This window comes from Nocardioides sp., from assembly GCF_036267815.1.
Classification (GTDB): Bacteria; Actinomycetota; Actinomycetes; order Propionibacteriales; family Nocardioidaceae; genus Nocardioides.
Genome location: NZ_DATAVI010000086.1, coordinates 76,419 through 102,930, shown reverse-complemented (window position 1 = coordinate 102,930; position 26,512 = coordinate 76,419). Strand labels below are relative to the sequence as shown.

Annotated in this window: 23 protein-coding genes; 8 read left to right on the top strand and 15 right to left on the bottom strand. The window is 72.5% G+C overall.

All coding sequences use genetic code 11. The annotated features are described in order from the left end of the window. Positions 1–6: 6 nt before the first annotated feature. A complete protein-coding gene (locus VHW64_RS17965) occupies positions 7–768 on the bottom strand; it encodes a biotin--[acetyl-CoA-carboxylase] ligase (RefSeq protein WP_329651947.1) in 762 nt (253 codons plus the stop codon). On the opposite strand from VHW64_RS17965, the gene VHW64_RS17960 reads away from it, so the two are divergent. Both VHW64_RS17960 and VHW64_RS17955 read left to right on the top strand, forming a co-directional pair. Further along, complete coding sequence (locus VHW64_RS17960) at positions 767–2,416, top strand: acyl-CoA carboxylase subunit beta (RefSeq protein WP_329651946.1); 1,650 nt, start codon at positions 767–769, stop codon at positions 2,414–2,416. The genes VHW64_RS17965 and VHW64_RS17960 overlap by 2 nt on opposite strands. After that, positions 2,416–2,634 carry an acyl-CoA carboxylase subunit epsilon gene (locus VHW64_RS17955; RefSeq protein ID WP_329651945.1) on the top strand — a complete coding sequence of 73 codons (219 nt, stop codon included), beginning with the start codon at positions 2,416–2,418 and terminating at the stop codon, positions 2,632–2,634. Before VHW64_RS17960 ends, VHW64_RS17955 begins: the two co-directional genes overlap by 1 nt. Before the next feature lie 3 nt (positions 2,635–2,637). Here VHW64_RS17955 and VHW64_RS17950 read toward each other — a convergent pair whose 3' ends face one another. Both VHW64_RS17950 and VHW64_RS17945 read right to left on the bottom strand, forming a co-directional pair. After that, a complete protein-coding gene (locus VHW64_RS17950) occupies positions 2,638–4,836 on the bottom strand; it encodes a hypothetical protein (RefSeq protein WP_329651944.1) in 2,199 nt (732 codons plus the stop codon). Further along, positions 4,833–5,573, bottom strand: coding sequence for a class I SAM-dependent methyltransferase (locus VHW64_RS17945; protein WP_329651943.1), 741 nt, complete (start codon positions 5,571–5,573; stop codon positions 4,833–4,835). The genes VHW64_RS17950 and VHW64_RS17945 overlap by 4 nt, the downstream gene beginning before the upstream one ends. Before the next feature lie 89 nt (positions 5,574–5,662). On the opposite strand from VHW64_RS17945, the gene VHW64_RS17940 reads away from it, so the two are divergent. Continuing rightward, on the top strand, positions 5,663–6,262 hold the full coding sequence (locus tag VHW64_RS17940; RefSeq protein ID WP_329651942.1) for a nucleoside triphosphate pyrophosphatase: 600 nt from the start codon (positions 5,663–5,665) through the stop codon (positions 6,260–6,262). Here the strand turns inward: VHW64_RS17940 and VHW64_RS17935 are convergent. The 4 genes from VHW64_RS17935 to VHW64_RS17920 all read right to left on the bottom strand — a co-directional run bounded on the left by VHW64_RS17935 (position 6,186) and on the right by VHW64_RS17920 (position 10,471). Beyond that, a complete protein-coding gene (locus tag VHW64_RS17935) occupies positions 6,186–6,704 on the bottom strand; it encodes a GtrA family protein (RefSeq protein WP_329651941.1) in 519 nt (172 codons plus the stop codon). The two genes, VHW64_RS17940 and VHW64_RS17935, sit on opposite strands and share 77 nt — an antisense overlap. A 35-nt stretch (positions 6,705–6,739) precedes the next feature. Beyond that, positions 6,740–7,891: a hypothetical protein gene (locus VHW64_RS17930; RefSeq protein WP_329651940.1), complete on the bottom strand. Its 1,152-nt coding sequence runs from the start codon at positions 7,889–7,891 to the stop codon at positions 6,740–6,742. A gap of 106 nt (positions 7,892–7,997) precedes the next feature. Continuing rightward, entirely contained in the window at positions 7,998–9,227 is a 1,230-nt protein-coding gene (locus VHW64_RS17925; protein WP_329651939.1) for an MFS transporter, read from the bottom strand. Between the two features lie 44 nt (positions 9,228–9,271). After that, positions 9,272–10,471, bottom strand: a complete 1,200-nt coding sequence (locus tag VHW64_RS17920) for an acyl-CoA dehydrogenase family protein (RefSeq protein WP_329651938.1) — start codon at positions 10,469–10,471, stop codon at positions 9,272–9,274. A 250-nt stretch (positions 10,472–10,721) separates the two neighbouring features. Here VHW64_RS17920 and VHW64_RS17915 point away from each other — a divergent pair, with 250 nt between their 5' ends. Then, complete coding sequence (locus VHW64_RS17915; RefSeq protein ID WP_329651937.1) at positions 10,722–11,174, top strand: DUF2269 family protein; 453 nt, start codon at positions 10,722–10,724, stop codon at positions 11,172–11,174. On the opposite strand, the gene VHW64_RS17910 is transcribed toward VHW64_RS17915, so the two are convergent. Further along, positions 11,171–11,821 carry a class I SAM-dependent methyltransferase gene (locus VHW64_RS17910; protein ID WP_329651936.1) on the bottom strand — a complete coding sequence of 217 codons (651 nt, stop codon included), beginning with the start codon at positions 11,819–11,821 and terminating at the stop codon, positions 11,171–11,173. The genes VHW64_RS17915 and VHW64_RS17910 overlap by 4 nt on opposite strands. 4 nt (positions 11,822–11,825) lie before the next feature. Next, the gene (locus VHW64_RS17905; protein ID WP_329651935.1) at positions 11,826–13,217 is read right to left on the bottom strand and encodes an FAD-binding oxidoreductase; all 1,392 of its coding nucleotides are present in this window, start codon (positions 13,215–13,217) and stop codon (positions 11,826–11,828) included. Between the two features lie 87 nt (positions 13,218–13,304). Between VHW64_RS17905 and VHW64_RS17900 the strand changes: the two genes are divergently transcribed. Genes VHW64_RS17900 through VHW64_RS17890 form a run of 3 tightly spaced genes read left to right on the top strand, consistent with a single transcriptional unit; the run spans position 13,305 to position 17,034 of the window. Continuing rightward, complete coding sequence (locus VHW64_RS17900; protein WP_414690532.1) at positions 13,305–15,077, top strand: acetyl/propionyl/methylcrotonyl-CoA carboxylase subunit alpha; 1,773 nt, start codon at positions 13,305–13,307, stop codon at positions 15,075–15,077. A 56-nt stretch (positions 15,078–15,133) separates the two neighbouring features. Next, positions 15,134–15,565 carry a PH domain-containing protein gene (locus VHW64_RS17895; protein WP_329651933.1) on the top strand — a complete coding sequence of 144 codons (432 nt, stop codon included), beginning with the start codon at positions 15,134–15,136 and terminating at the stop codon, positions 15,563–15,565. 8 nt (positions 15,566–15,573) lie between these two features. Continuing rightward, complete coding sequence (locus tag VHW64_RS17890; protein WP_329651932.1) at positions 15,574–17,034, top strand: PH domain-containing protein; 1,461 nt, start codon at positions 15,574–15,576, stop codon at positions 17,032–17,034. A gap of 13 nt (positions 17,035–17,047) precedes the next feature. On the opposite strand, the gene VHW64_RS17885 is transcribed toward VHW64_RS17890, so the two are convergent. Continuing rightward, positions 17,048–17,719 carry a DUF6518 family protein gene (locus VHW64_RS17885; RefSeq protein WP_329651931.1) on the bottom strand — a complete coding sequence of 224 codons (672 nt, stop codon included), beginning with the start codon at positions 17,717–17,719 and terminating at the stop codon, positions 17,048–17,050. A 166-nt stretch (positions 17,720–17,885) separates the two neighbouring features. Between VHW64_RS17885 and VHW64_RS17880 the strand changes: the two genes are divergently transcribed. Further along, positions 17,886–19,421: a hypothetical protein gene (locus tag VHW64_RS17880; protein ID WP_329651930.1), complete on the top strand. Its 1,536-nt coding sequence runs from the start codon at positions 17,886–17,888 to the stop codon at positions 19,419–19,421. Between the two features lie 12 nt (positions 19,422–19,433). On the opposite strand, the gene VHW64_RS17875 is transcribed toward VHW64_RS17880, so the two are convergent. From VHW64_RS17875 to lpdA, 5 genes are all read right to left on the bottom strand, one after another. Next, a complete protein-coding gene (locus VHW64_RS17875; protein WP_329651929.1) occupies positions 19,434–21,038 on the bottom strand; it encodes an NAD(P)/FAD-dependent oxidoreductase in 1,605 nt (534 codons plus the stop codon). Continuing rightward, complete coding sequence (locus VHW64_RS17870; protein WP_329651928.1) at positions 21,039–22,301, bottom strand: aminomethyltransferase family protein; 1,263 nt, start codon at positions 22,299–22,301, stop codon at positions 21,039–21,041. It lies immediately after the preceding gene. A gap of 54 nt (positions 22,302–22,355) precedes the next feature. Continuing rightward, positions 22,356–23,612, bottom strand: a complete 1,257-nt coding sequence (locus VHW64_RS17865; protein WP_329651927.1) for a SpoIID/LytB domain-containing protein — start codon at positions 23,610–23,612, stop codon at positions 22,356–22,358. A gap of 79 nt (positions 23,613–23,691) precedes the next feature. Further along, positions 23,692–25,077 (bottom strand): NAD(P)H-quinone dehydrogenase, encoded by a 1,386-nt coding sequence (locus VHW64_RS17860; RefSeq protein ID WP_329651926.1) that lies wholly within the window; start codon positions 25,075–25,077, stop codon positions 23,692–23,694. Next, positions 25,077–26,498, bottom strand: coding sequence for a dihydrolipoyl dehydrogenase (gene lpdA / locus VHW64_RS17855; RefSeq protein ID WP_329651925.1), 1,422 nt, complete (start codon positions 26,496–26,498; stop codon positions 25,077–25,079). The genes VHW64_RS17860 and lpdA overlap by 1 nt, the downstream gene beginning before the upstream one ends. Positions 26,499–26,512: the final 14 nt, after the last annotated feature.

Genomic DNA, 26,512 nt, shown 5'->3' with positions numbered 1-26,512 from the left:
AGTCTCTCACCCAGCGGGTCTGACGTGCACCACGTCACCCGCACTGAGGGCCAGGAGTCCCTCGGCGGTCTGCAGGAGCAGCCGTCCGTGCTCGTCGAAGTCGCACACCCGTCCGGTCACGGCCCGGTCGCCGGGCAGCTCCACGCGCACGTCCCGGCCCAGGGTGGCGCTGTGGGCGCGGTACTGGTCGACGAACGTCCTCGGGGAGCGGGCCAGCTCGCCCAGGCAGGCGGCCAACCGGCGCACGACCCGCCCGAACAGCTCGGTGCGGTCCACGGCCCTGCCCTCCAGCGCCAGCGAGGTGGCGGTCGGCACGGGGAGCTCCTCGGTGGTCTGGTCGACGTTGATCCCGATGCCGATCACGAGCAGGGGCGGCTTGGTGCCCACCCTCTCCACGAGGATGCCGGCGACCTTCTGCTCGCCGATCAGGACGTCGTTGGGCCACTTCAGCGTCGCGTCCCCGACGGCGCTCGCCACGGCGTACCCGGCGACGAGCGGGACCAGGGTCCACCACGCGGTGTCGACGGCGGGGTCCACGACGGCCGAGAAGGTCAGCGCGGCGCCCCGAGGGGTCACCCAGACCCGGTCGAGTCGCCCTCGTCCAGCCTGCTGATGCTCCGCGACGACGATCCGGTCGCGCACCGGGTCGGCCGCCGCGACCTGGTTGGTCGAGCCCGCCTCGGCGAGGAGCCGGACCTCCCAGGGGGGGCCGGCAGCCTCTCGGAGGGCACGCTCGTCGAGGGCTGCCCGTGGAGAGCCTGCGTTCATGAGCACTAGTGTCGGGCACGTGACCGCACAGCCGACCGCGCAGCCCGGCGAGGGTACCGAGATCCCCCCGGAGGACTCCGGCATCGACATCCACACCACGGCGGGGAAGCTGGCCGATCTGCACCGACGGCTGGACGAGGCGGTGCACGCCGCGTCGCGGAAGGCTGTCGAGAAGCAGCACGCGAAGGGCCGCGGGACCGCCCGCGAGCGGATCGAGATGCTCTTCGACGAGGGCTCGTTCGTGGAGCTGGACGAGCTGGCCCGACACCGGTCGACGGCGTTCGGCCAGGCGAAGCGCCGTCCCTACGGCGACGGCGTGGTCACCGGGTACGGCACGGTGGACGGCCGGCAGGTGTGCGTCTTCAGCCAGGACTTCACGATCTTCGGCGGCTCCCTCGGCGAGGTGTACGGCGAGAAGATCACCAAGGTCATGGACCTCGCGATGAAGACCGGCTGCCCCATCATCGGCATCAACGAGGGCGCCGGGGCCCGGATCCAGGAGGGCGTGGTCTCGCTCGGGCTGTACGGCGAGATCTTCCGGCGCAACGTGCACGCCTCCGGCGTGATCCCGCAGATCAGCCTGATCATGGGCTCCTGCGCCGGCGGCCACGTCTACTCCCCCGCGGTCACCGACTTCACCGTGATGGTCGACGGCACCTCGAACATGTTCATCACCGGGCCCGACGTCATCAAGACGGTCACCGGCGAGGACGTGACCATGGAGGAGCTGGGCGGCGCTCGCACGCACAACACCAAGTCGGGCAACGCCCACTACCTGGGCTCCGACGAGGAGGACGCGATCGAGTACGTCAAGGCGCTGCTCTCCTACCTCCCGCAGAACAACCTCGACCCCGTCCCGTCGTACGACGCGCCGGCCGACGCCGAGGTGACCGACCTCGACCGCGGGCTCGACACGCTGATCCCGGACGGGGCCAACCAGCCCTACGACATGCACCAGGCGATCACCGCCGTCCTCGACGACGAGGAGTTCTTGGAGGTCCAGCCGCTGTTCGCGCCCAACATCCTGGTCGGCTTCGGCCGGGTCGAGGGACGCTCGGTCGGCATCGTCGCCAACCAGCCGATGCAGCTGGCCGGCACGCTCGACATCGACGCCTCCGAGAAGGCCGCGCGCTTCGTGCGCACCTGCGACGCGTTCAACGTCCCGGTGCTGACCTTCGTCGACGTCCCCGGCTTCCTGCCGGGCACCGACCAGGAGTGGAACGGCATCATCCGCCGCGGCGCCAAGCTGATCTACGCCTACGCCGAGGCGACCGTCCCGCTGGTCACCATCATCACCCGCAAGGCCTACGGCGGCGCCTACGACGTGATGGGCTCCAAGCACCTGGGCGCCGACCTCAACCTCGCCTGGCCCACCGCGCAGATCGCGGTGATGGGTGCCCAGGGCGCGGTCAACATCCTCTACCGCCACGAGCTGCGGGCGGCCGCCGACCCCGAGACCCTGCGGGCCGAGCTGGTCACCGAGTACGACGACACCCTGGCCAACCCCTACGTCGCCGCCGAGCGTGGCTACGTCGACGGGGTGATCGCGCCCCACGAGACCCGGCTCGAGGTCGTGAAGGCCCTGCGTCTCCTCGCCTCGAAGCGCGAGCTCCTGCCCAGCAAGAAGCACGGGAACATCCCCCTCTGATGGCCGCTGTGAGCGGCGACGAGCCCCTCCTGCGCGTGGTCCGGGGCGACCCCACCCCGGAGGAGCTGGCCGCCCTGGTGGCGGTGCTCGCCGCGCTCTCCGGCCCGGCCGCGCCGCCGACCCGCCCGGTCGCGGTCTGGAGCGCCCCACGCCGGCTGCAGCGCGTCGTACACCCGCACGGCCCCGCCGGATGGCGCGCCTCCGGCCTGCCCCGCTGACCCTCAGCCCGCCGCCCGCGCGGGGGCGGCGCGGCCGCGACCGTCGCGGCCGCGGCGGCCGCGGCGGACCGTGGCCGTGAGCGACCACGCGGCCCCGCCGAGCAGGGCCGCGGCCAGGGCCGCGAGCTCGGCCAGCCAGCCGGGCGGGTGGAAGCCGACGTCGACAGTCTCGCCCGCGGCCGACGCGGGCAGGCGCAGCGTCACGAGGTAGCCGTCGACCGGGTCGGCCAGGGAGCCGACCGAGGTGGCGTAGCCGGGCCAGTCGAGCAGGCGCAGCACGACGGTGCCGCCGTGCGGCCCGATCCGGTCGACCCGGAACGTCGTGGCCGTCGCGTCCGCACGCACGTGCGAGAGCGTCGTCCCTCCCGAGGTCCATGCCACCGAGCCCGCGCCGGCCACCGGGGTACGCCGCGTCCACAGCACGGCGTAGCGGTTGCTCGCGGCGACCCGCCACCCGGGCGGCGGGCTCGCGATCGACCCTGAGGGCACCTGGCCGCGCACGAGGAGCAGCGAGCCGACCCCGAGCAGGTCGACCCGCTCGCGGCCGGTGGTCGGTTCGATGCCGAAGAGCCGGTGCAGCAGGCCGGGGCAGCTGCTGCCCTGGTAGTAGACGCAGTAGCGGTCCTTGTAGGCGGCCTCGCTGATCGCCGTGTAGGTGCTCTGCGAGGCGAGGCCGGTCAGGTACCACGCGGAGCCGACCGGCAGCTCGCGGGCCGCCGCAGGGCCGGACTGCACCGCCGACTCGCTGTCACCGACCTGGAGGACGTCGCCGACCGCGTGGGGGTACATGCCGCGGTACGCCGCGAGCTCGGTCGGCGCGTTGCGCTGGGGCGACGGAGGCGTGGGGAAGAACGCGTGCTGCACACCCAGCCCGGCCAGGGTCACCGCGCCCGCGACCGGGGCCAGCAACCCGCGCCGGCCGGTGCGCAGCAGCCACCACAGCAGCCCCAGCGAGGCACCCACGAGCAGCACGGAGCACACCGGGGCGACCACCTCGGAGGAGGCCCGGGTCACCGACTCGACCCCCGCCAGCACGACCCACGCCCACGACAGCGCCAGGCGCCGTGCGGACGGCCGAGCCAGGCCGAACCGGCTCCACGCGGCCATGGCCAGGACCGCCAGGCCGAGCACCAGGAACGGCGCCAGGCGCAAGGGGTAGCGCAGCGGGCCGAGCTGGTCCGGTCCGTCGACCATGACGGCCGTCACCACGACGAAGACCAGCAGCCCGCTCAGCGGCCGCCAGCCGCGGCGTACCCGCCCCCAGTCCAGCCAGAGCAGCGCCGGCAGCAGCCAGGACAGGTAGACGTAGGGCAGGAGGGGCAGTCCCGACCCCGGAACGACGCCGGCCGGCAGCACCGCGCCGAGCAGGGCCAGCGGGTCGGTCGTGAACTTGTCCGGGGCGATCGTGTAGGCGGGCTGGAGCCGATCGGTCACCGAGGCGGTCAGCACCGCCGGCAGGTAGACCGTGAGCGAGACCAGGCCCAGCAGGGCCCCCGCGCCGAGCACGCGCAGGGCGGCGGCCCGGTCACGGACGACGGCGCAGTCGACCAGGCAGGCGACCAGCGCCACCACCAGCATCATCGTGCCGAAGACGTAGCCGACGGTGACCAGGAGGTAGCCCGCCACCAGGGCCGGCAGCGGGTTGGCACCGCGCAGCATGGTCCGCCGCAGGGCCCACCAGGCCCACGGCAGCAGCGCCCAGATCATCTCCCCGGCCGCCCACGAGGGGAGGTCGAGGTACTGCGTCATCCCACCCATCGGGGCCAGCACCCCGGCGACGTACGCCGCAGCCGGGGGCGCGTCGTAGGACCTGGCGAGGAGGAAGACGCCGACCACGCCGGCCGCGAGGAGCCCGAGCTTGACCAGGACGGTCGTCAGCAGGAGGTCGGGAACCGCGGTGGCCAGCAGGCCGATCCCGATGGTCAACGGCGACCAGAGTCCCCACTGGCCCTCGGCCGCGAGGTTGCCCGCACGCCAGGCCGACGGGTCGAGGGTCGTCCAGTGACCGTGCCGGACCAGCTCGCCGAGGTGGTACCACCAGCCGTAGTACGCGGCCGGCGTGTCGCCGTACCAGAGGTAGTGGTGGTCTCCGACCAGCAGCGCGGCCATCCCCGCCCAGACCGTCAGGACCGCGGCGGCCGCCCAGGCCGCACCGGTCCGGCGGGACGGGGCGGGCTCGGGCTCGGGCACCGTGGCCGTCACCGTCGCGCCGCCGCGAGGAACACCGACGAGCCGAAGGGCAGGTCGCGGCTGGCCAGCGCACGGTCGTCCAGGCGGCTCAGGCCGACCAGGACCCGCTCGACCCCGCGGCTGACCCTCGGCAGGTCCACCACGTCGGCGGGCTCCCTCGGGCCGGCCCCGACCCGGTGCCGCACCGCCTGCCAGGCGCGCTCCGCGGCGAACGCCGGGAAGACCGCGCTGAAGGCGTAGGTGGCGCGCAGCACCTCGAATCCCGCCTCCGTGAGCGAGCGCGTCGCGCGCTCGCGCGTGTAGCGGCGGTGGTGACCGTTGGCCACGTCGTGCCCCGACCACGCCCACTGGTAGGCCGGCACCGAGAGCAGCAGGCGGCCGCCGGGCTGGAGCACCCGGCGCAGCTCGGCGAGCGCCAGGGCCTCGGGCTCGCAGTGCTCCAGGACGTCGAACGCACCCACCACCTCGAAGCTCGCGTCGGCGAAGGGCAGGGCCAGCAGGGAGCCGCAGATGCCGTGCGGTGGCCGCAGCCCGCGCGGGTCGAGGTCCAGCGACACCTTCTCGGCGGCGGTCAGCCAGCGCACGCTGGGTCCGTCGGCACTGCCGACGTCGAGCAGCCGCACCGGATCGCCGACGTAGGGCCCCATGACCGTGCGCAGCATCTCGGAGCGAACGCGGTACCACCAGTAGTCGGGCCGGTGGATCGACGGGGATCCCCCACGCGGGGTCGGGGGGAGTGAGCCGGGCACCCCACCGAGGCTACCGAGCAGGGGGAGCGTCGCCGATCCCGCCGGTGCTGGGTCGCCAGCGCCAGACTCGCCAGTGCCAGTATCGCCGGGTGACCCCTCTCGTGCTCGCCTCCGCCTCGCCCGCCCGCCTCGCGACCCTCCGGGCCGCCGGGGTCGAGCCGTCGGTCGTCGTCTCCGGCGTCGACGAGTCACAGGTGACCGGCCTGTCGCCCGCGGAGCTGGCCCAGAGCCTGGCCCAGCTCAAGTGCGCGGCGGTGGCCGCCGAGGTGTCGCCGGGGCCGCTCGTGCTCGGCTGCGACTCGGTCCTGGAGCTGGACGGCGAGGCGCACGGCAAGCCCGCCGACCCGGAGGAGGCCGTGCGCCGCTGGCGGGCCATGCGCGGTCGCACCGGCGTTCTCCACACCGGGCACTGCCTGCGCGACACCGCTACCGCCCAGGAGGCCTCCGGGACCGGGTCGACCGTCGTGCACTTCGCCGAGGTCAGCGACGACGAGATCGCGGCGTACGTCGCCACCGGGGAGCCGCTGGAGGTCGCGGGGGCCTTCACGATCGACGGGCTGGGCGGCGCCTTCGTGAGCGGGATCGAAGGAGACCACCACAACGTCGTGGGGCTCAGCCTTCCGCTGCTGCGCGAGCTCCTGACCGAGCTCGGGCACTCGTGGACCGACCTGTGGAGCCGTCCCCGCTAGGGCGTCGGAAGACGTAGCGGCGGAAGAGGTAGAACCGCACGGCCTGACCCAGGAGCTGGCCGACGACCGTGCCTGCGAGGTTGTCCGAGACCGGGTCGCTCAGGTGCAGCACGTGCCGGCTCAGCCACAGGCAGGTGATCGCCACCGGCATCGTGACGACGTTGATCACGAAGAACGCCGTGCGGCCGCCGTCCGCGTGGTGGGGCGGGCGGTGGCGGAAGGCCCAGTGCCGGCTGAGGCGGTAGCTGACGAGCATCCCGCAGACGGTCGCGACCAGGAACGCCAGGATCGGCTGCCGGAGGAGCCACGGATGCCCGGTGAGGTAGAGCCCGTGGGCGAGGAAGTTGAAGACCAGGAAGGAGACCAGCGTCGCGAGGCCGCCGGTGACCATGAAGCGCCCGATCTCGGCCGCCGGATGCGGCAGGTCGGCAGGACGCTTCACCCCGCCAGTCTAAGGAGTCCGGGGCCGGGCGGCCCTCAGCGCGCGCGTACGGGGTGCCAGGTGCGGCCACCGTCGGTCGACGACAGCACGCCGTCCTCGGCCGGGGCCCGGGCGTAGAGCGTCACCGCGTCGGTCGTCGCCGTCACGTCGAGAAGGTCCAGATAGAAGCTGTCCGGGTCCTCGACGGCGAACGGCCCGGTCAGCGGCACCGGGGTCAGCCGGTCCCAGCGGGGACCGGAGTAGAGGTTGATCGGCCGGGGGGCGGGTCGCCCGGCGCGCTGGTCGCTCCAGGCGTCCACGTCCATCAGCAGCCGACCGTCGGGAAGCACGGCGGTCATCGACCCGTAGGCGTGCGGCGTCCCGGGCCCGGCGTACGACGTCCAGCTGCTGCCGTCGGTGCTGCGCAGGACGTAGTCCCACGGGAGGAGCGTCGCGCCGTCGCCCCCCAGCTGGACGGCCTGGAGGCTCGCCGACGTCGTGGGGACCAAGCCGATCATCAGACCGCGACCGGGAGCGGGCATCGGGATCTGCTGCCAGGTCGCGCCTCCGTCGCCCGACCAGGCGTAGCGCCAGTGCACCGTCGCGACGCGGAGCTGCCCACCCGGTGCCGCGAGCAGCTCGACGGTGCCGGCGGGCGTCGACAGGGGATGAGCCACGCCCGTGGCGGGGTCCACCGCCTCGTAGCCGGTCCGCGCCGATCTCAGCGGCACCTCCCGGCCGCTGAGAGGGCCGGCCCGACCTGACACGTCCACGGGCCTCACGTGACCACTCAGGCCGACCAGCCGACGGCGCCCGCAGTTCGCCGAGATCGCGAAGTGGTCGGGGCCCGCAGGCTCCAGGCACCAGCCGTTCGCGACCCGCGAGGTCCCGACCCCGACCAGGTGCGAGGTCGCGAACCCGTCGCCGGTCACGACCAGCGCGTAGGTCGGCCGGTGGCAGGCCTGGTCCGGGCAGACGGCCCACTCCGCGATCCGGCGCTCGGGGTGGCCCGGGACGGCCACGAAGCCCTCGAGCCTTGCTCTCGGGTCACGCACGACCCGCCTGACGCCGGCGAGGTCGACCGCGTGGGCGACCGCCGGCCGGGCGGAGGTGCTGGGAGTGATGCCGGGCGTGGTGTGGTGGGCGGGAGGCGGCCCCGAGACAGGCTCCGACGTGTCGGATCCGCAGCCCGCCAGCCCCCCGGCCATGACGAGCGCGCCGACCCAGCGCAGTGATCTTCGCCGCCTCGCCGCCACCACGGACGGTGGGACGTGTCCGGGGGTCGGAAGGTTGCGCCCGAGGGTCGCGATCGGCTCAGGTCGCGTCCGTCGCGGCGTCCCGCGCCGCGCCTTCGGCGACGGCCGGGGCGCGCGGTACGTGCGCTCGCAGCGTCTCCGGCGCGGCCAGGACCGCGAAGATCGGCACGGCACACACCACGGCGCAGACGACGAAGGCCGGGGAGTACCCCGCGGCGTCGGCGATCCAGCCGGTCACGATCGGGCCGAGGACGGCGCCCAGGTCACCGGCCATCTGGAACACCGCGACCACCGTGCCCCCGCGCCCCGCGACGACGTCGCCCATGACGGCACCGGGCGCCACGGAGTCCGAGGCCGCGGCCACGCCGATCAGCACCGTCGCGATCAGCAGGCCCGCGGCACCCGGGGCAGCGGGGAGCACCAGGAAGGCCGCGGCGCCCACCGCGAGCCCGACGACGATGACCGGTCGCCGGCCGATGGTGTCGGCGACCTTCCCCGTCGGCAGGAGCAGCACACCGCTGACGACGCTGACGATGAGGAACGCGGCGTACACCCAGCCGGAGGACAGGTGCAGCGAGTCGCGCACGTAGAGCGGCAGCATCGCCGAGCGGGCGCCGACCAGTGCGAAGTCACCGGCGAAGCCGGCACCCAGGGCGGCCAGGTAGGCCCGCTGCCGCAGCGCGGCGCGCAGCGCCATCGGCTCGGACCTGACGGACTGGCGGGCTGCCAGCTCGCTGTGGCGCAGGGCGCCCAGGCCGACCAGCCCGGCGACGACCAGGGTTCCGGCGTACAGGAAGAACGGCAGGCGCAGCGAGAACGTCGCCACGGTGCCCACCGCGGGGCCCGCGACGAGACCGATCAGGAACGACCCGGCCCAGACGCCCTGGGCACGTCCGCGCAGATGGCTCGGCGTGACCCGGACCAGCAGGCTGGCGGCGCTGACGCTGAACATGATCGAGCCGATCCCGCCGGCGCCGCGCAGCACCAGCAGCTGCCAGTAGGACTGCGCGAGGCCGGCCAGGAGACTGCTCACCGCCACGACGCCGATGCCGACGGCGAGCAGGACGCGCTCCCCGGCGAGGTTCACCAGGCGTCCGACGAACGGGGCCATCACCAGCCGCATCAGGGCGAAGACGCTCACCACCGCACCGGCCGCCGCCCGGCCCACGCCGAACTCCTGGGCGAACAGCGGGAGCGCCGGTGCCACGAGGCCGAAGCCGAGGGCGACCATGAAGGCGACCCCGGTCAGCGCGCGGACCTCGGCAGGGAGGTCGCGCAGGAGGGGCACCGCTCGACGCTACTGCACCGGTCAGGGCCGGGCCGGCGCGCCTGCTACTCGACCGGCAGGCCGAGGCCGCGCGCGATCAGCATCCGCTGCACCTCGGAGGTGCCCTCACCGATCTCCAGCACCTTGGCGTCGCGGTAGAGCCGCGCGACGGGGTACTCCTCCATGAAGCCGTAGCCGCCGAAGACCTGGGTCGCGATCCGGGTCGCGCTGACCGCCGACTCGGTGGCGTAGAGCTTCGCCACGGCCGCGGTCTGCTTGAGCTCCCGGGCCGTCGGCCCGCCGGACTCGCGCATCGCGTCCTTGGTCGCGGCGGCGCTGTAGACCAGCAGGCGGCTCGCCCGCAGCATCACCTCGAGGTCGGCGATCTGGAACGCCACGCCCTGCTTGCGCCCGATCGGCACCCCGAAGGTCTGCCGCTCCCCGGCGTACTGGAGGCAGGCGTCGAGACAGGCCCGGATGCAGCCGACGGCCAGTGCGCCGATGGCGATCCGGCCGTCGTCCAGGGTCGCGAGGAACTGCGCGTAGCCGCGACCGCGCTCCCCGAGCATGCTGTCCTCGGGCACGTGGACGTCAGCGAGGGTGAGCGGGTGGGTGTCCGAGGCGTGCCAGCCGAGCTTGTCGTAGGCCGGCTCCGCGGTGAAGCCCGGGGTGTCGGTCGGGACGACGAACGCCGAGATCTCGGCTCGCTCCGCACCGGTCCTGTCGGTGGTGACTCCGGTGCGCGCCGTGACGGTGACGCACGAGGTGAGGTCGGAGCCGGAGTTGGTGATGAACTGCTTGGCGCCGTTGATCACCCACGCTCCGTCGACGAGCTCGGCGCGGGTCAGGGTGGCACCGGCGTCGGACCCGGCACCGGGCTCGGTCAGACCGAAGCCGGCGAGCGCCTGACCGGAGACGAGGTCGGGCAGCCAGCGCTCCTTCTGAGCCTGGTCGCCGTAGCTGAGGATGGGGTTGATGCCGAGCCCGACCGCGGCCTCCAGGGTGATCCCCATCGACTGGTCGACCCGGCCGATCTCCTCGATCGCCACGCACAGGCTGGTGAAGTCGCCGTCGGCGCCCGCGCCGCCGTACTCCTCCGGGGCGGTGAGGCCCATCAGCCCGAGCTTGCCCATCTGCTGGACCACGTCGGTCGGGAAGTGGTGGTCGCGGTCCCACCGGGATGCGTGCGGCGCGATCTGGCTCTCCGCGAACTCGCGGACGACCCGCCGGAACTCCTCGTGCTCGCGCGACAGCTCGAACGTCATGGCGGCATCGTAGCGGTCGAGGTTAACGATCCCTAACCATCGATTCGCCGCGGATCGACCGCTGACCGGACTGCAAACGGTATGGCCATCCTCTCCTGCGGCCCCCGCCGGCGTCGCCGGGCCCGGGCGAGCTCCTGGCCGGGCTGGCCGCCGGGTCGACGGCTGCGTCCGACTGACCGGCTCCACCGACGACCCGACGGCGAATGGACCTGCCACCGACGCAGATGACCGGTGTCGCTAGGTTCGAGGGGTGTTCAAGCTCCTCCTCTTCCTGCACCTGCTCGCGGCGATCTTCGCCGTGGGGCCCCTGGTGGGCGCCGCGACGACGGCGTCTCGCGCGCTCCGCACCCCGGACGCCGGCGCGGCCACCGCTGCCGCGCGGACGATCCGCCTCTACAGCTACGTCTCGATCGTGGTCGTGGTCCTCGGGATGGGCCTGATGTCCCAGAAGGCGCCCTGGGACAAGTCGCAGACGGTCGCCGACCTCGGCGACACCTGGATCTGGCTGTCGGTGCTGCTGTGGCTCGCGGCGATGGCGGTCTCTCTCGGGGTGCTCGTGCCGTCGCTGACCAAGGCCGCAGCCGAGATCGCCTCGGGCAACAAGGTCGCGACCCTCACGGGCCGGGTCGCCGCGTCCGGAGGCACGATCGGCCTGATCTTCGCCGTGATCGTCGTCCTGATGGTCTACCAGCCCGGCGGCTAGGCAGATGCGTGCCGAAGCACGTGCACGGCGTAGGTGCTCCGGTCGGTGAACGGGCGCAGGTCGTAGGTCGCGAAGCGCGACGCCACCTCGAGGCCGGCGCTCGCCGCGTCCTGGACGAACTCCTCGGCGGGATACCGACGCGAGGTGGCGGCCGGAGCACCGGTCAGCGAGAAGCCGACCAGCAGGCGGCCCTCGGGCGCCACCACGGCGGCCAGGTTGGCCAGCACGAGGCGCTCGGTCTCCGGCGCGAGCAGGATCATCACGTTGCCGACGCAGACCACCAGGTCGTACGCCGCCGGGAACCCCGCGCCGGACAGCAGCTCCGGGGTGAGGTGGTCGAGCCGGGAGTCGACCAGGGGCAGCTCGGGGAAGGTACGTCGCGACTGCTCGAGAACCTCGGGGTCGAAGTCGACGCCGACCACGGCGTGGCCGCGCCGGCGCAGGGCGCCGCCGACCCGGCCCATGCCCGACCCCGCATCGAGGATCCGGGCGCCCCGCGGCGCGAGCGCGTCGGCGAGGCGCGCCTCGCCCTCGATGTCGGCTCCTTGGTCGATCAGCCGTGCGAAGTGCGCGCCGTACCCGCCCTGCCCGGCCGCTCGCTCCTGGCCGCGGGCCTGCTCCCACCGCGTCTGCCGGGCCCGGGTCATGACCTCAGCCGCCGAGGACGGCGCCCGGGTTGAGGATGCCGTCGGGATCGAGGGCGTCCTTGATCCGGCGGGTCAGCGCCATCACGTCGGGCCCGAGCTGGTCGGGAAGCGCCGCGGCCTTGGCCCGGCCCACGCCGTGCTCGCCGGTGATCGTGCCGCCGAGGGCGATCGCGGCGGCCATCACCTGGGCGAACGCCGTGCGCGCGCGGCGCTCGGCATCGACGTCGTGGGAGTCGTAGACGATCACCGGGTGGGTGTTCCCGTCACCGGCGTGGGCCACGGTCGGGATCTCGACGTCGTGCTCTGCGGAGATCGCGACGATCTCGCCGAGGAGGTCGGGCAGCAGGGGGATCGGGACCCCGACGTCCTCCAGGAGCAGGGAGCCGCGGACCTCGAGGGCGTTGAAGGCGACCCGTCGCGCCTGGACGAACAGCTCGCCGTCCTCGGCGTCGTCGGTGACGAAGCACTCCGCGGCTCCCGCGGCCTCACAGGCGGCCCGGATGGCGGCGATCTCGCCGGAGCGCACCTCGCCCGGCGCGTCGGACTGGCCGATCAGCAGCGCACCGGCCGTCCGGTCCAGACCGCTCGGGCGGAAGTCCTCGACCGCGTTGACCGTCGCCTGGTCCATCAGCTCCAGCAGGCACGGACGCATCGTCGTGCGGATGGCCACGACGGCCTCGGCGGCCGCGCGCACCGTGGGGAAGGTCGCCACCATCGTCGAGCGCGCCCCCTGGGCCGGGACCAGGCGCAGGATGGCCCGGGTCACGATCCCGAGGGTGCCCTCGCTGCCGACGAAGAGCTTGGTCAGCGACAGCCCGGCGACGTCCTTGATCCGCTTCCCCCCCAGGCTCACCAGGGTGCCGTCGGCGAGGACCACGTCGAGCCCCAGCACGTAGTCGGTGGTCACGCCGTACTTCACGCAGCACAGCCCACCGGCGTTGGTCGCGACGTTGCCCCCGATCGAGCAGATCTCGAACGACGACGGGTCCGGCGGGTACCAGAGGCCCTCGGCCGCGGCGGCGACCTTCACGTCCTTGTTGAAGGCACCGGGCTCCACCACCGCCACCTGGCACAGCGAGTCGATCTCGACCGCGCGCATCCGCTCCAGGCTGACCACGATGCCGCCGTCGACCGCACTCGAGCCACCCGACAGCCCGCTGCCGGCACCTCGCGGCACCACCGGCACCCGATGGGCCGCGGCCCAGCGCACCGCTGCCTGCACCTGCTCGGCGTTCTCCGCCCGGACCACCGCGGCCGGCGTCCCGGCGGAGGAGTCGCGAGACCAGTCGTGCCGGTACTTCTCGACGGCCTCGGCGCCGGTGACGACCACGCCGTCGGGCAGCGCCGCCAGCAGCTCGTCCAGCACGCCTGCGGTGGTCTCGCTCACGACCTGCATGAGCCCATGCAACCACGGGGAGCCGGACGATAGTGTGCTCGGCGGAGTCTCGACACCCAGGAGCGCGCCTTGCCCGACGTCACCCCCTTGAAGAAGGTGCTGGTCGCCAACCGCGGCGAGATCGCCGTGCGCGTGATCCGTGCCTGTAGGGACGCCGGCATCGGCAGCGTGGCGGTCTACGCCGATCCTGACCGCGACGCCCTGTTCGTCCGCCTGGCCGACGAGGCGCACAGCCTCGGTGGCGCGACCCCGGCGGACTCCTACCTCGACATCGCCAAGCTCATCGCCGTCGCCGAGCTGTCCGGTGCCGACTCGGTGCATCCGGGCTACGGGTTCCTCGCCGAGAACGCGACGTTCGCCCAGGCCGTCCTCGACGCCGGCCTGGTCTGGATCGGCCCGCCACCGGCCGCGATCGACGCGCTGGGCGACAAGGCGAAGGCCAAGCAGATCGCGGCGAAGGCCGACGCCCCGCTCGCACCGGGGACCAAGGACCCGGTCGCGGACGCCGACGAGGTCGTCGCGTTCGCGAAGGCCAACGGGCTGCCGGTGGCGATCAAGGCGGTCTTCGGCGGAGGCGGCCGCGGGCTCAAGGTCGCACGAACGCTCGAGGAGATCCCGGAGGCCTACGAGTCGGCCGTGCGCGAGGCGGTGACGGCGTTCGGACGGGGTGAGTGCCTGGTCGAGAAGTTCCTGGACCGGCCGCGCCACGTCGAGACCCAGTGCCTGGCCGACCAGCACGGCAACGTCGTGGTCGTCTCGACCCGCGACTGCTCACTCCAGCGCCGCCACCAGAAGCTCGTGGAGGAGGCGCCCGCGCCGTTCCTGACCGACGAGCAGCTGAGGCGGCTCTACGAGTCGTCCAAGGCGATCCTGCGCGAGGCCGACTACGTCGGGGCCGGCACCTGCGAGTTCCTCGTCGGCCAGGACGGCACGATCTCCTTCCTGGAGGTCAACACCCGGCTCCAGGTCGAGCACTGCGTGTCGGAGGAGGTCACCGGCATCGACCTGGTCCGCGAGATGTTCCGGATCGCGGCCGGTGAGCCGCTGGGGTACGACGACCCCGAGGTGCGCGGCCACTCCATCGAGTTCCGCATCAACGCCGAGGACGGCGGCCGCAACTTCATGCCCGCTCCCGGCACCCTCTCGCGGTGGAGCCCCCCGCAGGGTCCCGGCGTCCGCCTCGACGGCGGCTACGAGAACGGCGAGACCGTGCCCGGGGCCTTCGACTCCCTGATCGCCAAGCTCGTCGTCACCGGCCGCGACCGGCAGCAGGCGCTGGAGCGCTCGCGCCGCGCGCTGGCCGAGTTCGTCGTCGACGGCATGCCGACGGTCATCCCCTTCCACCGCGCGGTGGTCGACGACCCGGCGTACGTCGGGGCCTCGAACCCCGGCGGCACGGGCTCCTTCGACGTCTACACGACCTGGATCGAGACCGACTTCGACAACCGCATCGAGCCTTACGGCGGCGACCAGGCCGAGGGCCAGGAGGCCTCCGAGCGACAGACGGTCGTCGTCGAGGTCGGCGGACGACGGCTCGAGGTGAGCCTGCCCGGCGGACTGGGGGCCGGGGTCGCGGCCGGTGCGGGCCCCGGGGCCGCCAAGCCGAAGCGCTCGACCGGCAAGAAGGCGGCCGCGGCCGCGAGCGGCGACGCCGTGACCAGCCCGATGCAGGGCACGATCGTCAAGGTGAGCGTCGAGGAGGGGCACCAGGTCGCCGAGGGCGACGTGATCGTCGTGCTCGAGGCGATGAAGATGGAGCAGCCGCTCAAGGCCCACAAGGCCGGCACCGTCACCGGGCTCCGGGCCGAGGCCGGCGCCACGGTCGCCAACGGCGCGGTCATCTGCGAGCTCAAGGACTGATGGACGCAACGGCGCTCCGCCCGCCCTCGCACCGGGTCAGCCCCAAGGCCCGACTGATGTGGACCTGCACGGACCTGCTGCGCTGCGTGCCGCCGATGGTCCTGCTCCTGCTCGCCACCGGTCCGTGGAACTGGTTCGACCTGCCCACCTGGTGCCTGGTGGGCATCGGCCTGATCTTCGTGCTGTACGGCGTGCTGGTCCCGCAGTGGCGCTACCTCGTCCATCGCTGGGAGGTCACCGAGACCGCGGTCTACACCCAGACCGGCTGGTGGGCGCGCGAGCGCCGGATCGCGCCGATGTCGCGGGTGCAGACCGTGGACCACCGCGAGGGCGCGATCGCCCGGCTGTTCGGGCTGGCCACCGTGCGGGTCACGACCGCCTCGTCGGCGGGCGCCCTGACCATCGAGGGTCTCGACCAGCGCCGAGCCCTCGACATCGTCGCCGAGCTGACCCGGATGGCGGACTCCGTCCCCGGCGACGCCACCTGAGGGCCCCGATGGACCCCGCCGACAGCATCTCGAGCTGGCAGCGCCTCGACCGGCGCATGCTGCTGGTCCACCCCGTCCGCGACCTCGTCCGCTTCCTGCCGGCGGTGATCGGCATCGTGGTGTTCGGCCGGTCCTCCGAGGGCGGTGGCTGGTGGGGCGTGGCCGGCATCGGCATCCCGATCGTGCTGGGACTCGCCCGCTACCTGACCACCAGCTACCGCATCGCCGGCGGACGCATCGAGGTGCGGCACGGCCTGCTCAGCAAGCGGGTGTTGGCGGCGCCCCTCGACCGGGTGCGCACGGTCGAGGTGACCGCGTCCCCGATCCATCGCGCGCTCGGCCTGGTCACGCTCCGGATCGGGACCGGCCAGAGCGGCGGCCGGGGCGAGGAGCGTCTCGCGCTCGACGGCATCGCCGCCCCCGCCGCCTCCGCGCTCCGCGAGCGCCTCCTGCACGCCTCGCCGGAGTCCTCCCCCGACAACGCCGCGACCGAGGGCGTCCGCCGCGTCGTCCTCACCCTCGACCCGTCCTGGGTGCGCTTCGCCCCCCTGACGTCGTCCGGGATCGTGATCGCCGGTGCGGCCGTCGGACTGGCTCTGCAGAGCCTGCACGCCTTGGAGTTCGCGCCGTCCATCGACCTCGACCGGGTGGCCCGGCTCGGCCTGGCGCTGCTGCTCGTGGTCGGGCTGGTCGGCTTCCTGCTGACGATCTGCGTCCTGGCGGTGATCGGGTACCTCCTCACCAACTTCGGCTTCCAGCTCTCCCACTCCGGGACCGACGGCGCGTGGCACCTGCGCAGGGGCCTGTTCACGACCCGCGAGACGACCCTGGACGACGCCCGGGTGAGCGGGGTGAGCATCGGAGAGCCGCTCGGGCTGCGGCTGGTGCACGGCGCTCGGCTGTCGGCCATCGTCACCGGTCTGGACAAGAAGCAGAAGGGCAGCTCGATCCTGGTGCCGCCCGCCCCGCGCACCGAGGTCGACCGGGTCGCCGAGGAGGTGCTCCGCGACCCGACTCCCGTCCGGGCTCGGCTGACCGGCCACGGCCGGCGCGCGCACCGGCGCCGCTGGACCCGCGCGCTGGTCCCGGCGGCCATCCTGACGGCCCTGGCTCTGGTCGCGGCATATGTCGTGTCGTGGACGTTCGTCGCGCTCGCGGTCGTCGTGCTCGCCGGTGGCGCCTACCTCGCCCACGACCGGTGGGCCGGGCTCGGGCACACCCTGGTCGACGGCTACCTCGTCGCACGGTCGGGGAGCCTGGACCGGCGCCGGGAGGCCCTGCGGACCGAGTCGGTGATCGGGTGGAACCTGCGCTCGACGTGGTTCCAGCGGCGCGCGGGCCTGACCGATCTGGTGGCGACCACGGCCGGCGGTCGCCAGCGGGTCCGCGTGCTCGACCTCGAGGAGGGCACCGCAGCCGGGCTCGCGGCCCGGGCCACCCCGGGCCTGCTCGACCAGTTCCTGGCCTGAGGTGATAGCCGCGCTACGCGAGGACGACGTCCAGGCCGAGCATCAGCAGGCCGGCACTCGCGGCCCCGAAGACCAGGCCGGGCACCACGTCACGCCGAGACCGGGCCAGCAGCAGGGCGAGCCCCACGCCGAGCACGAGGTAGCTCTCGCCCACCATCGTGCTCGGCAGGACGTGCCGGCCGATGGTGAGGCAGCCGACGATGACGCGGATCCCGTCGGCCAGGAACGGCGAGCAGGCGACGCCGATGTTGAGCTGGCGCAGCCGGGCGCTCGGGTTCCTCAGGCCGGCGCCGGCGAGTCCGTAGGCCGGGCCGGCGAGCACCGCGAGCACGCCGTAGACGGTCGCGGACCGGGTGTCGAGGCCCTGCCCCGTGACGCCCGCCTGGGTCGCGTAGTAGCCGGCGACGAGGCCCAGCTGGGTGAGGATCCCGCAGGCCGCGGCGGCTGCGGGTCGGCCGCGTAGCCGCACCCCCATCACGACGGTCGCCGCGGCCCAGGGGGCCAGCCGGTGGAAGATGCTGATCCACACCGGCGAGTCGACCAGGCTCTCGGCCAGCAGACCCGCGGCACCCACCGCCAGGCCCAGCAGCGTGGCCAGCAGGAACGTCGTGGCGACCGGCGACACCTCGGACGACACCGGGGACGACACCGGGGACGACACCGGGGACGACACCAGCTGCGTCATCGGCCTCCTCCGTCCGTTCGGTGGGGCGCCTGGACCGGGTGGACCAGGTGTGGGCCAGAGCCTCCCCCGAGCCGGGCTAGACCGTCTGTCACCCGTGTGACAGCCGATCGGTCAGACCTGCCGCGTTCGTCTTCGCCGCCCTCAAATCCGACTTAAGGTCCTGCGCATGAGTCAACTCGGGGCCCCTCCTACGCCGCCGCCGTACAGCCCGCCGACCCTGCCGCCGCCGAGCCGGCCGCAGTCCTCGGACATCCCCGGCTGGGTGGTGGTCACCGCAGCCGCCCTGGCCTTCGCCGTGGCCGGCATGCTCGCCTTCGTCGTGGTCAACGGCAGGGCCGGCACCCCCGCGGCCGCGCCTGCGCGGGCGCAGCACCACTACCCGAGGCACTGGAACCACAAGATCGCGCCGTTGGCCCGGATCGCGCAGAAGCAGCGCGGACTGACGTTCAAGCATCCGATCGCGGTGCGCTTCCTGTCACCGACGGCCTACCGCAAGAGCATGCGCAAGGACGACGGTGACGGTGGTAGCTCAACTCGCAAGGACCGGCGCCAGATTGCGGAGGAGACCGGGTTCCTGCGAGCTCTGGGACTCATCGGCGGGAACGTCGACCTGCGTCGTGCCTTCGACGACACCGAGGCTGCCGGCACGGCCGCGTACTACTCGTTCAAGACCAGGTCGATCACCATCCGTGGTCGCCGGCTCACTCCCGAGGTCAAGGACACGATCGTCCACGAGCTGACTCACGGCCTTCAGGACCAGAACTTCCAGGTGGGGGCCAGGATGGCCGCCCTCGACAAGCAGACCGGGCGGGACTCCAGCGCCGGCGAGATCCTCGATGCCGTGGTCGAGGGTGACGCCGTGCGCATGCAGGACGCCTACCGCGACTCCTTGCCTGTCAGGCAGCGGAGGGCGCTGGACAGGGAGGCCAATCGCGAGTCCGCCCAGGCCGACCACGGGCTGGCGCACGTCCCGGCGATCGTGGTGAGCATGTTCACCTCGCCGTACGCCCTGGGCCCGGGACTCGTGGGTGCGGCTGCACAGCTGGGCGGCAACGCCGGCGTGGACCGGCTGCTGCGCCACACCCCGGCCCACGAGATCGCGCTGCTTGACCCGTTCCAGGCCCTTTCCGGGCGGACGGGCGCCACCCTGGCCTTCCCCGCGGTCCCGTCGGGCGACAAGAGGTTCGACCGTGGTGAGTTCGGTGCCCTGGGCTGGGACTGGCTGCTCTCCGAGCGCCTGCCCCTGCGGCAGGCGCTCTCCGCCGCTGACGGGTGGGGTGCGGACTCCTATGTCGCCTACGACCGCGGCGGTAGGTCCTGCACCCGCATCGACTTCCGGGGTCGGACGGCCAGCGACACCGCGACGATGGACACCGCCCTGCACCAGTGGGCCGCGGCCGCGCCCGGTGCCCCGGCGCTGGTGACGCGCCGCGGCGGCGTCCTCCAGCTTCAGTCCTGCGACCCTGGAGGCGACTTCCGCACTGGACCGGACCATTCGATGGCCGCTCTTCACCTCGCCGCCACCAGGACCGGGCTCGGCATCGGGCTGGTCCGCCTCGGCCTCCAGAGCGGGGTCGCGACCTGCCTGGCCGGCAGGCTCGTCGACGACTATCCGGCCTCGGACCTCAACGACCCGTCGTACGGCGTCGACAACCCCGCCTTCCAGGAGCACGTCCACGAGCTGGAGCTCTCCTGCGAGTAGGCGGCACTCCGCTCAGGCGCGGGCGGACCGGTCGCCTAGGATCCGCATCGCGGCGTTCTTGCCGGGGCCACCGGTGACGCAGCCGCCGGGGTGGGTGCCGGAGCCGCACTGGTAGTAGCCCTCGATCGGGGTGTTGTAGCGCGCATAGCCCGGCGCCGGCCGCATGAAGTACATCTGCGGGGCCAGGAACTCGCCGTGGAAGATGTTGCCCTCGGTCAGCCCGGCGACCCTCTCGATGTCCAGCGGGGTCACCACCTCGCGGTGCAGCACGAGCTCTCCGAAGCCCGGGAAGTGCGACTCCAGGACGTCCTGGACGGTGTCGCCGAAGGCGTGGCGCTCGGCGTCCCAGTCGCTGCCCTTCAGCTCGTACGGCGCGTACTGGATGAAGCAGCTCATGACGTGCTTGCCCGGGGGCGCCATGTCGGGGTCGACCACCGACTGGATCGCTCCGTCGATGTAGGGACGCTGGGAGTACCAGCCGTACTTCGCGTCGTCGTAGGCACGCTCGAGGTACTCGATGGAGGGTCCGACGTTGATGAACCCGCCGTAGTGGTCGATGCGGCCCTTGAGCGCCGGGTAGACCGGCAGGTCGTCGAGGGCGAAGTTGACCTTGGCCGAGGTCCCCTGGAACCGGTAGCGGCGGATCGCCTCGTTGAGGTCGCTGGGCAGCTCGGCCGGGTCGACGATCTCGGTGAAGGTACGACGCGGGTCGAGCGCGCTGACCACGATCGGGGCGCTGAACTCCGTGCCGTCGCTGAGCGCGACGCCGGTCGCCCGGCCGTCCTTGGTGATCACGTGGTCGACGTGGGAGTCCAGGCGCACCGTGGCGCCGTACGCCTGGGCCGCGCGCTGGAGCACCTGGGTGAAGCCGCCGTTGCCGCCCTTGTGGAAGCCCCAGACGCCGCTCTGGCCGTCCTGCTCGCCCATCATGTGGTAGAGCAGCACCAGTCCGGAGCCCTGCGACATCGGGCCGATCTTGGTGCCGATGATGCCGGACGAGGCGATGTGCGCCTTGACGATGTCGGTCTCGAAGTAGTCGTCGAGCAGGTCCGAGGCACTGCCGGTCAGGAAGCGGACCAGGTCGTGCAGGGTCTTCCGGTCGGCGCCCTTGAGCTGCTTCATCATCCAGGCGACGTCCGCCTGGTCGGCCGGGTCGTCGCTGAAGATGTCGGGCGGGGCGTTGTCGAACAGCGGCTTGGCGAGCTGGATGATCCTCTCGGTGTCGTGGCTCCAGCGGTGGTAGCCGTCGACGTCCTTCCTGCTGTGCCGGCCGATCTCCTGGTCGTTGAACTGCTGGTCCTCGGTGGACAGCAGGTAGTCGCCGTTCTCCATCGGGGCGAACGACGTGGGCATCAGCAGCGGCATGAAGCCGTGCTGGACCAGGTCGAGCTCCTGGATGATCTCGGGCCGCAGCAGGCTGAGCGCGTAGGAGAACGTCGTGAAGGAGAACCCGGGGTGGAGCTCCTCGGTGATGGCCGCGCCACCCACGAACGAACGGCGCTCCAGGACGAGCACGCTCAGCCCGGACTTCGCCAGATAGCAGGCGTTGACCAGGCCGTTGTGCCCTCCGCCGACGATGATGGCGTCGTAGCTGTTGGCCTGCGAACCCGGCGTCATCTAGGGCTCCGTTCGGTACGAGATCGGGGACAGCTCGCGCGCGGTCGCGCTGGTCTTGCGGGCGGGGTTGAACAACGGCATCCGGTCGGTGCTGGCCGGCACGGAGAGGTACTCGTGGTCCACGGTCAGCTCGAGGTGCACCGTCGAGCCCTTCGCGGCGTACTCCGGCAGGACGCGGGCGATCGCGATGTGGCGCTGGAGCATCGGGGAGTACATCAGGCTGGTGGCGTAGCCCGCGCGCTGGTCGCGGTCGGGACCGGCGTACAGCATCGACTCCCAGGGCACCGGCCGCTCGTCCTTCGGCACGACCAGCCCGCGCTCGGTGTGGAGCCGGGCGTACTCCTGCCAGTCGACCCACAGGCCGACGGTCGCCCACCGGGAGGTACCGTCGCGCAGCTCGCGCTCGATGGCGCGGCGGCCGATGAACGGCCGGTCCTCCCCCAGCGCCGACCCGCCCTTGCCGAGCATCCAGCCGAACCCGAGCTCCTTGGGCGTGAACCGCTCCGCATCGGTGAAGGCGAAGCGCGCGGACGAGAACTCGACGTTGATCAGCGACAGTCCGGCCTCGATCCGCAGGCTCATCAGGGCGTCCTCGCCGAAGGGGCGCAAGCCGTTGCCCTCGCCGGCCTGGATGATCTTGTCGAGCACGCCCAGCGCGTCGTCGGCCTCGACGAGGACCTCGAAGCCGAGGTCGCCGGTGTAGCCGGTGCGGGAGATGGTGACCGGTGCCGCGCCGATCTTCGCCGGGGTGAGCCCGAAGAAGGCGAGATCCTCGACCTCGGGGGCGACCTTGGCCAGGATCTCGCGCGACCGCGGACCCTGCACCGCGAGCATGCCGTAGGCGTCGCTGACGTCCTCGATGGCGACCCGCTGCCGGCCGACCAGGCTCTCGAGGTAGCCCAGGTTGGGGTCGGCGGCCGTGAGCAGCCAGTCGTCGTCGGAGTGCCGGAAGACGACGCCGTCCTCGAGGGTGTACCCCGCGTCGTCGCACCACACGGTGTACATCGCCTGACCGGGGCGGCACCGGCGTACGTCGCGGGTCATCATCGCGGCCAGGAAGCGCTCGGCGTCGGGCCCGGTGACCCGGTACTTGTACAACGGCGAGGTGTCGAAGTACCCCGCGGAGTTGCGCACCGCGAAGTACTCGTGCTTGGAGGACAGGTCGTAGCGCGGCGCCGAGAGATAGCCCGCCCAGTGACCGTAGAGACCGGTCTGGTTGAGCTCGCTGAGCCGGGGATGGAACGGCGTGGTCTTCATCAACATGGCGCCGTCACCCTAACCTGAACCACCATTCAGCCGCTAGGGCCGCACGGACCCCTACGTCGTGATGGTGAACCACGTCGAGCGCAGGCCGAGGGTGGAGGTGAAGATGCCGACGGTCCGGGTCGGGGTGGCGGGGTCCCCGAACGCGACGTCGCCCGCGGACCCGTGCAGGGTCAGCTCGAGGACGCGGCCGCGCCACTGCCCGTTCCCGTCACGACTGTCGATCGAGATCGACCTGAGCCTGCCCAGGGAGGGCCAGGCCTTCTCGATCTTGGAGACCCGGATCTTGAACCTCCAGTTGTGGAACGGGTTCCCCGACCTCTTCTCGTAGGGGTCCTTCTTGGCCGGGAGGAACGGGTCGCCGGCGAGGCTCGCGGTCCAGCCACCGTCACTGGAGCCGAACTGGGTGAAGGCCGGCGCGCGCCTGTACAGCAGGATGCGGCCCCTGGTGTCGGCGACGGCGGCGTTCGACATCGGGGTCTCGGCCGACCTGCCGCCGTAGACCTGGCAGCTGGACGTGTCGCACACGCCCCACATCTTGTTGGGAGAGTGCCGGGCCTCGAACGCCGCGTAGGTGCGGGCCGCGACGGCCTGGGCCTGGAGCGCGGCCTTCGGCCACAGGGCCGGCATCTCGCGCGGGACGACGCCCTGGATGTAGCCCTCCAGCGGGAGCACGTTGATCGTCACCCGGCCCAGGGTCGAGGTGCCCGGCGGCGGGACCCGCGACTGGAGCACGCCGCGGTAGGCCACGTCCGGGCCCGGGAGCACGAGCTTGATCGGCTTCTTGGCGTAGAACTCCGCGTCGCTGGGCATCGTCTTCCAGGTGTGCCACGACTTCGTGCGGTAGCGGATGCGGACCGACCTGCCGCTGCCGCCCGACAGCCGCCACTGCCCGGCCTTGCCGAACCTGCCCTTGGTGGGCAGCGTGAACTTCTCGGTGCCGTGGACCTGTCGCACCTTCAGGCCGGAGCGGTTGACCACCGTGGTGTTCTCGTCGGTGTCCTCGGTGATGAGCACCCCGATCTTGCGGAGCTTGTGCCCGACGGTGGTGTGCGGGTAGTAGAAGCGCAGGATCTGCCTGGTGTTCAGGCCCTGCTCGGCCGCGCCCCGCGCGCCGTACTGGCTCAGGCCGCGGCCGTGGCCGAAGCCGTGACCCTTGACGGTCACCTTCGCATGGCCGGAGACCTGGATGCCGCGGGCGACGGACGGGCCGGGGCCGGTCGCCCGGGACGGCGGATCCGTCAGCGCCAGCGCGCCGGCAGTGAGGGCCGCGAGCAGCACGAGGCCGCTGCGGAAGGGAGCTGGGTTCATGGCGTTGGTCCTCGAGACGGGCCTAGGGGAAGGTCGTGAAGGACCCTAGGTGAGCACAGATCCGCGTGGTCGCGCACCCTCAGAATTGGTGCAACCGGCGTGCGGCCTCGGCGACCGATCCGCTCATCGACGGATAGACGGTGAACGCCTGGGCGAGCTGGTCGGCGGTCATCGACTGCGCGACCGCGATGGAGACCGGATGGATCAGCTCGCTGGCCCGCGGAGCCACCACCACTCCGCCCACCACGATGCCGGTGCCGGGGCGGCAGAAGAGCTTCACGAAGCCCTCGTGGACCCCCTGCATCTTCGCCCGGGCGTTGCCCGCGAGCGGCAGCATCAGCTGGTTGGCCTCGATCTCTCCGCGGTCGACGGCCTGCTGGGACCAGCCGACGGTGGCGATCTCCGGTGCCGTGAAGACGTTGGAGGAGACCTTCTTCAGGTCCAGCGGAGACACCGCGTCGCCCAGGAAGTGCCACATCGCGATCCGGCCCTGCATCGCCGCGACGCTGGCGAGCATCAGGACGCCGGTGCAGTCGCCCGCGGCGTACACCCCGCGGGCGCTGGTCCGCGAGACCCGGTCGACGGACACGAAGCCCCGCTCGTCGGTCTCGACGCCGGCGGTCTCCAGGCCGAGGTCGGGGGTCCTCGGCACGGAGCCGACGGCGAGGATGCAGTGCGAGCCCTCGATCGTGCGGCCGTCGGTGAGGGTGACGGTGACGGTGTCGCCGGCGCGGGCCACCGAGGCCATCCGGGATTGCGCGAGCACGTGCATGCCACGCCGGGTCAGCGCGTCCTCGAGGACCGCGGCCGCATCGGCGTCCTCGCCGGGCAGCACGCGCTCGCGGCTGGAGACCAGCGAGACCTCGGCGCCGAGCGCGAGGTAGGCGCTGGCGAACTCCGCGCCGGTGACGCCGGAGCCGACGACGACGAGGTGCTCGGGAAGCTCGGTGAGGCCGTAGACCTGCTCCCAGGTCAAGATCCGCTCGCCGTCCGGCTGGGCCTGCGGCGTGGTGCGCGGAGCGGCACCGGTGGCCAGCAGGACGGCGTCGGCGGGCAGGGACTCCTCGTGCTCGCCGGTGACGACGACGCGGTCGGGGCCGTCGAGCCGCCCGCGGCCACGCAGGAGCCGGACGCCTTCGTGCTCGAGCCGGTCAGCGATGTCGTCGCTCTGGTCGCGGGCCAGCCGCAGCACGCGGGCGTTGACCCGGGCGAGGTCCACGCGCACCGCCGCCCGGGCGTCGTGGGAGACCTCCACGCCGAGCTCGGCAGCCCCCTCGACCTCGGTCATCAGCTCGGCGGTCGCGATCAGGGTCTTGCTCGGCACGCAGTCGGTGAGCACCGCCGAGCCCCCGAGCCCGTCGGAGTCGACGAGGGTGACCTCGGCGCCGAGCTGGGCGGCCACCAGCGCCGCCTCGTAGCCGCCCGGCCCGCCCCCGACGATGACGACCCGGGAGACCGGAGGCATCACAGGTTGATCATGTGGCCGGCGATGCCGTGCACGGTCTCCTTGATCGCCTCCGACAGCGTCGGATGGGCGAACACGTTGCGGGCGACCTCGTCCGCGGTCAGGTCCCACCTCTGGGCCAAGGTGAGCACGGGCAGGAGCTCCGTGACGTCGGGGCCGATCATGTGGGCACCGAGGATCTCGTTGTACTCCGCGTCGGCGACGACCTTGACGAAGCCGACCGCCTCCCCGAGGCCCTGGGCCTTGCCGTTGGCCGAGAACGGGAACGACGCGGTCTTCACGTCGTACCCGCGCTCGCGGGCCTGCTCCTCGCTCCAGCCGAACGAGCCGATCTGGGGCTGGCAGTACGTCGCGCGCGGCGCGAAGTCGTAGTCGACCGGCATGGTCTCCGCGCCGCCGATCGTCTCGGCGGCGACCACGCCCATCGCCTCGGCGACGTGGGCGAGCATCAGCTTGCCGGTGACGTCGCCGATGGCGTAGACGTGCTCGACGTTGGTGCGGCAGTGGTCGTCGACCACGATCGCGCCACGCTCGGTCGCCACGCCCAGGGACTCCAGGCCGTAGCCCTCGAGGCGCGGCGCGAAGCCGATGGCCTGGAGGACCTTGTCGGCCTCGAGCACCTCCGAGGCGCCGCCCCGGGAGACGGTCACCCTCACCTTCTGGCCGGACTCGGCGCCCTCGTCGGAGATGGACTCCACCTTGGTGCCCAGGAGGACCTTCACGCCGAGCTTCTTGTAGTGCCTCAGCAGCTCCTTGGAGACGTCGGCGTCCTCGGTCGGGACCATCCGGTCGAGGAACTCCACGATCGTCACCTCGACGCCGAAGTTGGCCATCACGTAGGCGAACTCCACGCCGATCGCACCCGAGCCGGCGATGATCACCGAGCCGGGCAGCTCGGGGTCGAGGATCTGCTCCTCGTAGGTGACCACGCGCTCCGAGAGCGTCGTGCCCGGGATCAGCCTGGTGGTGGCGCCGGTGCCGATGATCAGGTCGTCGTAGGTGTACGACGTGCTGCTGCCGTCGTTCAGCGCGACGTCGACCCGGCCGACGCCGCTCAGGGTGCCCCACCCGTCGACCTCGGTGATCTTGTTCTTCTTCATCAGGTAGTGGACGCCGCGCACGATCTGGGCGCTGACCTTCCGGGACCGCTCGTGGGTCGGCCCGAAGCCCATGCTGGCGTCGCCCTGGATGCCGAACACGTCCTTCTCGCGGGTCAGCACGTGTGCCAGCTCGGCGTTGCGCAGCAGCGCCTTGGACGGGATGCAGCCGACGTTGAGACACACCCCGCCCCAGTACTTCTTCTCCACCACCGCGACGGACCTGCCCAGCTGGGCCGCGCGGATCGCCGCGACGTACCCGCCGGGGCCGGCTCCGAGGACGAGGACGTCGACGTGGTTGGCCTGCGTGGGTTGCTCGGTCACGCGGTCCAGCGTAG

Bases quoted from the DNA above. Each gene is read 5' to 3' on its own strand.
- VHW64_RS17890 (WP_329651932.1), top strand. From the start codon at position 15,574: ATGGACCCCGCCGACAGCATCTCGAGCTGGCAGCGCCTCGACCGGCGC.
- VHW64_RS17860 (WP_329651926.1), bottom strand. From the start codon at position 25,077: ATGCCTCCGGTCTCCCGGGTCGTCATCGTCGGGGGCGGGCCGGGCGGC.
- VHW64_RS17895 (WP_329651933.1), top strand. From the start codon at position 15,134: ATGTGGACCTGCACGGACCTGCTGCGCTGCGTGCCGCCGATGGTCCTG.
- VHW64_RS17965 (WP_329651947.1), bottom strand. From the start codon at position 768: ATGAACGCAGGCTCTCCACGGGCAGCCCTCGACGAGCGTGCCCTCCGA.
- VHW64_RS17930 (WP_329651940.1), bottom strand. From the start codon at position 7,891: ATGGCCGGGGGGCTGGCGGGCTGCGGATCCGACACGTCGGAGCCTGTC.
- VHW64_RS17955 (WP_329651945.1), top strand. From the start codon at position 2,416: ATGGCCGCTGTGAGCGGCGACGAGCCCCTCCTGCGCGTGGTCCGGGGC.
- VHW64_RS17905 (WP_329651935.1), bottom strand. From the start codon at position 13,217: ATGCAGGTCGTGAGCGAGACCACCGCAGGCGTGCTGGACGAGCTGCTG.
- VHW64_RS17885 (WP_329651931.1), bottom strand. From the start codon at position 17,719: ATGACGCAGCTGGTGTCGTCCCCGGTGTCGTCCCCGGTGTCGTCCCCG.
- VHW64_RS17960 (WP_329651946.1), top strand. From the start codon at position 767: ATGAGCACTAGTGTCGGGCACGTGACCGCACAGCCGACCGCGCAGCCC.
- VHW64_RS17870 (WP_329651928.1), bottom strand. From the start codon at position 22,301: ATGTTGATGAAGACCACGCCGTTCCATCCCCGGCTCAGCGAGCTCAAC.
- VHW64_RS17875 (WP_329651929.1), bottom strand. From the start codon at position 21,038: ATGACGCCGGGTTCGCAGGCCAACAGCTACGACGCCATCATCGTCGGC.
- VHW64_RS17880 (WP_329651930.1), top strand. From the start codon at position 17,886: ATGAGTCAACTCGGGGCCCCTCCTACGCCGCCGCCGTACAGCCCGCCG.
- VHW64_RS17910 (WP_329651936.1), bottom strand. From the start codon at position 11,821: ATGACCCGGGCCCGGCAGACGCGGTGGGAGCAGGCCCGCGGCCAGGAG.
- VHW64_RS17865 (WP_329651927.1), bottom strand. From the start codon at position 23,612: ATGAACCCAGCTCCCTTCCGCAGCGGCCTCGTGCTGCTCGCGGCCCTC.
- VHW64_RS17920 (WP_329651938.1), bottom strand. From the start codon at position 10,471: ATGACGTTCGAGCTGTCGCGCGAGCACGAGGAGTTCCGGCGGGTCGTC.